This is a genomic window from Halopenitus sp. POP-27 (assembly GCF_029889855.1).
Taxonomy (GTDB): Archaea; Halobacteriota; Halobacteria; order Halobacteriales; family Haloferacaceae; genus Halopenitus; species Halopenitus malekzadehii.
In genome coordinates this window covers 90,710-99,494 of sequence record NZ_JARANU010000011.1, presented here as the reverse complement: position 1 = coordinate 99,494, position 8,785 = coordinate 90,710, and the positions used below count along the sequence as shown (strand labels likewise).

The following is an 8,785-nucleotide window of genomic DNA, read 5'->3' as shown; positions in this document are numbered from 1 at the left end:
CGCACCGCACCCGCAGGCGAATTTAATTCCCCTCGACCTTCCTGAGATGGGTCGGTTCGGAATAAACACCCGAACGCTCGGTGCGTCCGTGAGGGTCGGCGGCTCCACTCCACCCGACAACTCCCGTCGCACCACGCCAAAGGCGCGGATTTTGAGAGGAGTCGCATTTCCAGTCTACACGACCGCTTCAGATTAAGGTCTTTAACCCGCGTCACGGCCGGTAAACCGCGTTTCGTGACGTGGCAAATTAAGCGTGGTGACGGGCTTCACCCTCGGGGTCAAGCCCCGAGGCACTCGCCCTGTTCAGCCTGTAGAGTGTCACGTTAGCGTCGGTGATCGTGGAGTGCTATGATCGTTGTATACCACGATATCGGTGAGATAGCGGTGTATGGATGGAATATCGGTGACCGGAAGCCGTCTTCCAGTTGCGACTGGATCGAGCGACGTCGTCGAACAGTCGGAGCTCGAGCGGTACCGGTCGGCAACGTCCATCAGCGCTCTCGGCCGTCGCGTCGCTCCACTCATCAGTCGTCCTCCCAACCATTCATCCTCCCACCATTCATCCCTTCCTCGCGTCGATCGGATGATGTTACTGATTACCACAGATATATAACCACCCCGTAACCTATCTCGTGATAGGAGGTACCACGGTGCACGACCCAGTGTGGACTGACGGCGGCGCACGGACCGAGACCGACCGCGAGGCGGAAGCGGAGGCGGTCGTCGAGGCGTTCCTCGATCGTGACCTCGTGGACGGTGACACACGGTCGGAACTCCGCCGGCTGCTCGCGGCGGATCGCCCCGTGGAGGCGCTGCGGATCGCGACGCGGCAGCGGCGGAAGGGTCGGTAGATCGAGCCGACTCGGCGGCGCAGGGAGACGCCGGACGGAGGTGACACTTTTAGGTACCCTTCCCGAAGGGGCCGACGATGACGACCGGAGACTTCGCTGGATACGGCGGACGCCACGTCCCCGACCCCCTTGAAGAACCGCTCGACCGGCTCGCGACCGCATACGACGACATCGCCGACACGGAGTCGTTCCAGGCCGAACTCCGTCGCCTCCTCGAGGAGTACGCGGGACGATCGACGCCCCTCCATCACGCGGCACGCCTCTCGGAGCGCTACGGCGCGGACATCTACCTCAAGCGGGAGGACCTGCTCCACGGCGGCGCCCACAAGATCAACAACGCGCTCGGGCAGGCCCTGCTCGCCAAGCAGGCGGGCAAGGACCGGCTGATCGCCGAGACGGGCGCGGGCCAACACGGCACCGCGACCGCGATGGTCGGCGCGCTGTTGGACCTGGACACGGAGATCTATATGGGCGCGAAGGACGTCGAGCGCCAGCGCATGAACGTCTTCCGGATGCGCCTGATGGGTGCCGAGGTGAACGAGGTGACCCGGGGCGGGGCCGGGCTCGCCGACGCCGTGGACGCCGCCCTCGAGGACTTCGCCGGCAACGTCGCGGACACCCACTACCTCGTCGGGAGCGTCGTCGGCCCCGACCCGTTCCCGCGGATGGTCCGGGACTTCCAGTCGGTCATCGGCCAGGAGGCTCGCGAGCAGTTCCTGGACCGAACCGGCGAACTGCCGGACGCGGCGGTCGCCTGCGTCGGCGGCGGCTCGAACGCGATCGGCCTGTTCCACGCGTTCCGCGACGACGACGTCGCCCTCCACGGAGCCGAGGGCGGCGGCGAGGGCAGCGAGTCCACGCGACACGCGGCGCCGCTGGCCAGCGGCCACGACGACGTCATTCACGGGATGAAAACGCGCGTCATCGACGAGGACGTCGAGGTGCATTCGGTCTCCGCCGGGCTCGATTACCCCGGCGTCGGCCCCGAGCACGCGATGTTCCGGGAGCTGGGTCAGGCCGAGTACGTCGGCGTCGACGACGACGCCGCGCTCGCCGCCTTCCGCGAACTGAGCGAGACGGAGGGGATCATCCCGGCGCTCGAGTCGAGTCACGCGATCGCCCGCGCGATCGAACTCGCGGAAGCCGGCGATCACGAGACGATCCTCGTGAACCTCTCCGGGCGCGGCGACAAGGACATGGAAACCGCCGCCGAACGATTCGACCTCTGAGAACGGACGCACGGTCACCGGTCACCGGCGGTACCGGGGCTCAACGCCCGCGGAAGCGTGATTCGACGCCCGCGGTCTCGTGTCCATCGCCGGCGATGCCGTGACTCAAGCGGTCGTTTGTGTCTCTGGAAGGTACTTAGCGGCGGGGCGAGAACCCTCGATCGATGACCGATCCGACGCGACGCAACGCCCTTCTCGGGATCGGGACGATCGCCGGCCTCGGGGTCGCCGGCTGTCTCGACGCGCCGACTGACGGGGTCGGCAACGGGACGGACGAGCCCCCGGGGACCGATCCCGGCGAGACGCCGAGCGACGAACCGCCGACCGACCAGCCGGATCCGCCGAGCGACGGCCCGATCGAACGCGTCGGCGAGAACGCGGTCGCGATCGGGTTGCCGGCGGAGAGCGCCGCCCCACGCTGGGCGATGGGGTCCGTTTCGGGATCGGACCAGCCGGTGGGATACGTGACCCGATTCGACTCGCCCGCTGGGGTCCAGTGGGTGCTTGAGGACCTCCCCGAGGGTCCCGAGCGAAGCGCAGCGGTCCGGGAGTTCGTCGAGGAGACCGACTTCGGAGAGACGACGCTGCTGTACGTCGGAAGCGTCGGGCCGAACACCTGTTACGCCAGGCTCGAGGTCCGGGACGTCCGTCTCGAGTCGGACGCGATCACCGGCACCGCGACGGCGGTCGACACGAGTCGGGGCGACGTCGGCTGCGGGGAGGCCATCACGTATCCCGCCGCACTCGTCCGGATCTCGGGGGGCGATCTCCCGACGGGGACCGCCATCACCGTCACGAACGGCTGGGGCGACGCCGCGACCCTCGATGCGACGGCGCCGCTCATCGATCCGGCAACGCTCCCGGGGCGGATTCGCCCGACGGACGACCCGCCGACGGAGCCGGACGCGCTCAGCTGTCCGGCCGACGACTTCGAACGACACCCCGCGTGGTTCGACGAGGCCGACGTCGTGTACGGGGCGGTCGGCGCCGGCGACGCTCAGGGTCCGGATCCGGCCTTTGCCCTTCGTGCGCGTGGTCCCGAGGGGTCGGACGATTCGCTCCGGTTCGAGCGGGGCGAGACCGTCGCGATCGATCTGGTGAACGTCGCGGGGCGAACCCTCTCGACCGGGAACCGGCACAAATACGCGCTCGAGGTCCGAACGACCGATGGCTGGATGGACGTTCGTGGCGTTCGCGACGACCCGGCCCGGTTCGAGTACACCGACGAGGCGATCGGGCACCCACCCGGCGAGGGGTTCGAGTGGTCGTTCGATCTGACCGAGGCGGGACTTCTCGAGGGGCACCCGCTCGCGGATCGGCTCACGGTCTGTCCGGATCTCCAGCCCGGCCGATACCGGTTCGTCTACTGGGGCGTCCCGACCGACCCGATCGCCGTCGCATTCGACCTGCGTGGGTAGCGTGTTGGGTGTCTCGCCCGCACGCAGCTCGCGGTTAGCAGCGGTTGGCCTCCGGAACCGCCATCGACGACGTCCCGACGCCGGTGATCTCAAAACGCGCGCCGCCGTCGGGGCTCTCCGTGACTCGAACGTCCCAGCCGTGAGCGTCGGCGACCTGCTTGACGATGCTCAACCCGAAGCCCGTTCCGTCATCGGCCGTCGAGTAGCCGGCGTCGAACACCGCGTCACGTTCCTCGGGCGGAATTCCGGGGCCGTCGTCGTCGACGACGAAGCCGTCCGCGAGACCGTCGACGGTGACGGTCACGCTTGGACCCGCGTGCTCGACCGAATTGTGGTAGAGGTTCTCGAGCAGCTGGCGGAGCCGGTCCGGGTCGGCCTCGACGGTTCGATCCTCGTCGACACGAACCACAAGCGCCGCGCTTTCGGTGCCGTCGGCGACCAGCGACCACGCTCGACGTGCGACCGCCGCCAGCGAGACCGATTCAACCGCGCCGATCCGTCGCCCCTCCCGAGCGAGCCAGAGCATATCGTCGATGATGCGCTCCATCCGTCGGAGGGCATCGCCGATCGTCTCGTAGTGATCGGGGTCGACGGTGCCGTCTCCGTCGTCGTATTCCTCGTACGCGAGATCCAGCCGCCCGGCGGCCACATTCAGGGGGTTGCGGAGGTCGTGTGAAACGACGCTCGCGAAGCGGTCGAGTCGCTCGTTCTGTCGCTCGATCTCGCGTTCGTACTCGTAGGTCTCCGTGATGTCGGCGTTGATCGCGACGAAGTGGGTGATCTTTCCGTCCGCGTTCTCGACCGGCGCGATGGTCTGGTCCGCGATGTACCGCTCGCCGTCCTTCGTTTCGTTGACGATCTCGCTTCGCCACGTCTCCCCCGCCAGAATGGTGTCCCACAACTCCGCGTAGAACGCGGTCGTGTGTTCACCCGACTTGAGGATCCGTGGAGTCATTCCGACCGCATCGGCGGCCGTATAGCCGCTTATGTCCTCGAAGGCTGGGTTGACGTACTCGATGACGCCGTTGCTGTCGGTGAAGTAAATCGAATGGCCGGACGCCTCGACCGCGCGGCGAAAGAGTTGGTGTGGCGGGTGCTCCTGGCTCCGGGACGACTGCGGGAGTCCGGTCTCGACGGCTGATCCGTCGGCGTCGACGGCGTTCGTGATCCGGTGGGCAAGCAGCCGGTGTTCGTCGGTGTCGCTCTCCCGCGTGAGGTAGTCGGTCGCGCCGGCCGAGAGGGCGTCGTCGACGAGCGCGTTCGCCCCCGTCTCCGGGTAGACGATGATCGGAAGGGTGTGCCGGGTACGGTGCACCTGCTCGAGGAAGGTGAGTCCGTCACGGTCCGACAGCTCGAGAGCGGTCACAAGACAGTCGATCGTGGCCTCCGAGAGGACGTCGATCCCGGCCGCAGCGGAACCTGCGGTCCGAACCGTAAGCCGGTCCGACCCCCGTTCGAGCGACGTCGCGACGTCCTCGGCGACGTCCGGATCGGGGTCGACGTACAGGACACACACCTCGCCAGTCATACGATGGGTGTGCATACCACTCAAGTAAAGCGTTGTGTTGTTCGTCTGTCGGGATTCGGCACCGTGCACGTCGGGTCGTGGTACCGCGACCCTCGCAACCCTTATCCGGCAACGGGGTGTATGTTTGGTTGCAATGGCAAACGGTAAGGTTGACTTCTTCAACGACACTGGCGGCTACGGTTTCATTTCGACTGACGCGGACGACGTGGACGACGACGAGGACGTCTTCTTCCACATGGAGGACGTCGGCGGTCCGGACCTCGAAGAGGGTCAGGAAGTCGAGTTCGACATCGAATCATCCCCCAAGGGACCCCGCGCGACGAACCTCGTCCGAACCGAGTAACTCCGCGCAGCCGCGTCAGCGGCGCTAATGCGTTTTTCACTATTCATTCCGACGAGTCGCGACGATCCGCCTTGATCGGCCATCTTCGACGTCGACGCTCCAGCCGTCGTCGTCAGTCGTACCGTCGATCGCCTCCGCACGATCGGTGACGTCCGTCTCGAGGGTAGCGTTCGCGTCATCTGCATCGATCAAAGGCAGTTCATTCCTCGGCTTCGCTCTCGATCGAGAACTCGAATTCGAGTTGGCCATCGAGAACGTGCGTCTGGTCGGTCAGCCCCGGCTTGACGAGTTCCACAGTGCTCTCGACGACGAGCCGGCGGGCCGACTCCGGCCATCGAGTGACCGGCAGCTGCAGAAAGACGGTCTCATTGGCGAGTTCGCCGAACCGGTGGATGTCGATGACTGCAGCCCTTCCGTCCCGAAACAGTGACACGGATGGATGCGGTTTGTCGTCCCCCATAAACGGGCCTTGGAGCGAGATTTGTGGCGGAGTACCGTCACCGTCCAGTGCCACGAACCGCTGTGTGAGTGACTGTAGTTCAGTATCCGCAGTGTGTGAGATCCACGTGTGAAGATTGTCCGGTAAGGGAGAAAACGTCGGGTCCACGCCCACAGTGGCGATCTCAGTACCGTCGTGCTGGAATTCGAGATACTTCTCGTCATCCCGAGGATCGTCGCTGGTGTGTACAGTCGGATTCGTGTGTTCGGTTCGCGATTCGATGGCACTACACCCCGCAGCGACGGGGGAGACGGCAGTTAAGGCGGACGCGAGGAGGGCGCGGCGGCGCATACGCATCGGTTCGTTGGTATCATCAAGAAGCTTCAGGATTCGTACCGTACCCCGAACCCGGGTTCTCCGTTACGAAATCAGCGCGAAAGTGTTGGCTCCGCTCCCCGTACTGACCGGAGGGAGATAGCATACCACTACTGAGGAATCCTGATGGACTCCCTTTCTCCGGAGAGTGGTCGTCAACTCAGAATGTTCGAATCCGGCAGTTAGCAGCGTCCCATCTTACGATTATGAACTCTGGTCACGGTGACGAAACGGAAATGGACTCGCGGGGGTCCCGTGAGCGACCGTCGGGAACGAACGGGACCACGCGAGGGAACGAGACGAACGAAGTGAGTCGAGTGGACTCGCGGGGATTTGAACCCCGGGCCTTCCCCGTGCCAGGGGGATGATCTACCACTGATCTACGAGCCCGCGCTGCGACTAACGGTACCCCCGTTTCAACCATAAGGGCTTCGAAACGGCGCCCACTCGGCAGGGACTCACACACGACTCGACGCTCCGACGATCGACTCGCGCGTATCGGTTCCACGCAACCCGACCGACGTCGTTCACAGCCGGTCAGAGTCCACGATGACCTCCAGATCGACGGATCGCTGCTGGCCCTCGAGATCGGCGACGGCGCGCTCGACGACGCTGACGGCCTCCTTCTTGATGAGCGGGATCGCGCGCTCGAGGACCCACCCGAAGGAGACGAGCCGCGGGAGGTCCACGGCGTCCGCGCTCGCGGAGTCCGGATCGAACCGGATCTCCAAGGACACCTCGCAGGCGTCGATCGTGACCTGGTCATCGGGGACGTGCGGATCCGGCTCGGTGTCTGGCCCCTCCATATGCTCCGTCTCCGTCTCCGTGTCCGCCTCCGTCTCCGTGTCCGCCTCAGTTCCCGACTCCTCCGCCGGCTTTGGTCCGGACTCCCGGTCCTCGATCGCCCCGCCGGCGGCCCCGGGGCGCTTGATCGAGCCGTCCGCAGTCTCGGGAGTGACCGTCGTGGGCTCGATCCGCCAGCAGCCGTGTGCGTCGATGTCCGTCGTGAGCCGCCAGTCGATCCGGGTCGGGGGATCGACGTCGGTCACCGCTGACCGGGCGGTGTACCCGAGTTTCCACCACGAGAACCGCAGGGCGTATTCGCTGCCGACGCCGCCGTCGCCCGCCAGCCGGTCGACGCGATCGAGGTAGTCGGTGTACCGCGCGTACCGCGGAAACTCCAGCAGGAACGCGTAGACGTCCGCGGGATCGGCGTACACCGTCGTCCGCACGACGAGTTCGTCCACGCCGGTCGGTGGGGACGGCGCCGACATAAACCCTCGCCGGAGTTCGTGGCACATAGCCCAGTGGGAGCACCCCCACATATCTTTCGGCGTGCCTAAAAACCGAAGCCCCTTTATCCATTTAGGGTAGCCTAAAGAATATGTCAAGGGATCGTCCCACCAGACGGACCGTCCTCAGAACCGGCGCCGGCGCGGTGCTTGCGGGCCTTGCCGGCTGTACCGGCGGCGACGCCGACACCGATTCGACGCCGACGAGCGACCCCGGTGCGGGCTCGCCGGGCGCGGCCGACACATCCGACGCGGACCCACCCGAGACCGACTCCGGGGAGACCGAGACCGAGGCGGACGCCGACGGCGGCGCGTACACGGTCACGATGGCTCCCGTCGGGGAGATCACCTTCGAGTCCGTCCCGGAAACGTGGGTCGCGAACAACGGCAGCTGGGCGGACATGGGCGTCGCGCTTGGCCTTGAACCACCGAAGGGGGTCTGGCTCACGAGCCGGTACCATACGCACTACTACGACGGGATCGACGGCGTATCGGCCGACACGAGCGGGATGGTCGACCTCTACCAGGGCGGCGTCGACACGGAACTGTTCTATGAACTCGACGCCGACGTCCACGTCATCGACCCCACCTTCCTGATGAACCGCTTCGACGGCTGGGAGGAGGACGACGTCGCCGAGGTCGCGACCGGCGTCGGCCCATTCGTCGGCAACTCGATCTTCTCTCGCGGCTACGGCTGGCACGAGGACTATCGCTATTACACCCTCTATGAGGCCTTCGAGAAGCTCGCCGCGGTGTTCGACCGACGGGATCGGTACGAAGCGTTCGCGTCGCTGCACGACGAGTTCCAGGCGCGCGTCGCCGACGTCATCCCGCCGGCGGACGAGCGCCCGGAGGTAGCCATCCTCTGGCCCGACCCGGTCGACGCACCGGAGTCCTTCTCCCCGTACCTGATCGACGAGGGGACGAGCTTCAAACAGTGGCGTGACCTCGGCGTCGTCGACGCGCTCGCGGAGACCGACGTGAAGGACTTCCACAGTACCCGCGGCTCGATCGACTACGAGACCCTCCTGCAGGTCGATCCCGACGTGGTCCTCCTTCGCGGCGAAGAGGCGAAGACCGAACGCGAGTTCGAGGACACCGTCCTGTCGCATATGCGGGATCACGACGTCGCGAGCGAGCTGACCGCCGTCGAGAACGGCGCCGTCTACCGCGGCGGCCCGCTGTATCAGGGACCCATCACGAACCTCGTACTCACCGAGCGAGCAGCCGGACAGGTGTACGGCGTCGAGGAGGAGCTGTTCGACCGCGACCGCGTGAGCGCGATCGTCGCGGGGCAGTCGTGACCGTCG

General features: G+C 66.1%; 8 protein-coding genes and 1 tRNA gene. 5 read left to right on the top strand and 4 right to left on the bottom strand.

All coding sequences use genetic code 11. The annotated features are described in order from the left end of the window. Window positions 1-650 precede the first annotated feature (650 nt). From OQF70_RS08615 to OQF70_RS08605, 3 genes are all read left to right on the top strand, one after another. Entirely contained in the window at window positions 651-851 is a 201-nt protein-coding gene (locus OQF70_RS08615) for a hypothetical protein (protein WP_280537023.1), read from the top strand. 77 nt (window positions 852-928) lie between these two features. Next, window positions 929-2,080 (top strand): tryptophan synthase subunit beta, encoded by a 1,152-nt coding sequence (trpB, locus tag OQF70_RS08610; protein ID WP_280537021.1) that lies wholly within the window; start codon window positions 929-931, stop codon window positions 2,078-2,080. Window positions 2,081-2,244: 164 nt separating this feature from the next. After that, a complete protein-coding gene (locus OQF70_RS08605; RefSeq protein ID WP_280537020.1) occupies window positions 2,245-3,498 on the top strand; it encodes a hypothetical protein in 1,254 nt (417 codons plus the stop codon). 34 nt (window positions 3,499-3,532) lie between these two features. On the opposite strand, the gene OQF70_RS08600 is transcribed toward OQF70_RS08605, so the two are convergent. Then, on the bottom strand, window positions 3,533-5,026 hold the full coding sequence (locus OQF70_RS08600; protein WP_280537019.1) for an ATP-binding protein: 1,494 nt from the start codon (window positions 5,024-5,026) through the stop codon (window positions 3,533-3,535). A 133-nt stretch (window positions 5,027-5,159) separates the two neighbouring features. On the opposite strand from OQF70_RS08600, the gene OQF70_RS08595 reads away from it, so the two are divergent. Further along, on the top strand, window positions 5,160-5,369 hold the full coding sequence (locus OQF70_RS08595) for a cold shock domain-containing protein (RefSeq protein WP_092814764.1): 210 nt from the start codon (window positions 5,160-5,162) through the stop codon (window positions 5,367-5,369). A 199-nt stretch (window positions 5,370-5,568) separates the two neighbouring features. Here the strand turns inward: OQF70_RS08595 and OQF70_RS08590 are convergent, their stop codons facing one another. The 3 genes from OQF70_RS08590 to OQF70_RS08580 all read right to left on the bottom strand — a co-directional run bounded on the left by OQF70_RS08590 (window position 5,569) and on the right by OQF70_RS08580 (window position 7,430). Then, entirely contained in the window at window positions 5,569-6,159 is a 591-nt protein-coding gene (locus OQF70_RS08590) for a hypothetical protein (RefSeq protein ID WP_280537017.1), read from the bottom strand. Between the two features lie 342 nt (window positions 6,160-6,501). Further along, window positions 6,502-6,573 (bottom strand) — tRNA-Ala (locus OQF70_RS08585). A gap of 137 nt (window positions 6,574-6,710) precedes the next feature. Continuing rightward, the gene (locus tag OQF70_RS08580) at window positions 6,711-7,430 is read right to left on the bottom strand and encodes an SRPBCC family protein (RefSeq protein WP_280537016.1); all 720 of its coding nucleotides are present in this window, start codon (window positions 7,428-7,430) and stop codon (window positions 6,711-6,713) included. Window positions 7,431-7,567: 137 nt separating this feature from the next. Here OQF70_RS08580 and OQF70_RS08575 point away from each other — a divergent pair, with 137 nt between their 5' ends. Then, window positions 7,568-8,779, top strand: a complete 1,212-nt coding sequence (locus OQF70_RS08575) for an ABC transporter substrate-binding protein (RefSeq protein WP_280537015.1) — start codon at window positions 7,568-7,570, stop codon at window positions 8,777-8,779. The last annotated feature ends 6 nt before the right edge of the window (window positions 8,780-8,785 follow it).

Bases quoted from the DNA above. Each gene is read 5' to 3' on its own strand.
- trpB (WP_280537021.1), top strand. From the start codon at position 929: ATGACGACCGGAGACTTCGCTGGATACGGCGGACGCCACGTCCCCGAC.
- OQF70_RS08605 (WP_280537020.1), top strand. From the start codon at position 2,245: ATGACCGATCCGACGCGACGCAACGCCCTTCTCGGGATCGGGACGATC.
- OQF70_RS08600 (WP_280537019.1), bottom strand. From the start codon at position 5,026: ATGACTGGCGAGGTGTGTGTCCTGTACGTCGACCCCGATCCGGACGTC.
- OQF70_RS08595 (WP_092814764.1), top strand. From the start codon at position 5,160: ATGGCAAACGGTAAGGTTGACTTCTTCAACGACACTGGCGGCTACGGT.
- OQF70_RS08590 (WP_280537017.1), bottom strand. From the start codon at position 6,159: ATGCGCCGCCGCGCCCTCCTCGCGTCCGCCTTAACTGCCGTCTCCCCC.
- OQF70_RS08575 (WP_280537015.1), top strand. From the start codon at position 7,568: ATGTCAAGGGATCGTCCCACCAGACGGACCGTCCTCAGAACCGGCGCC.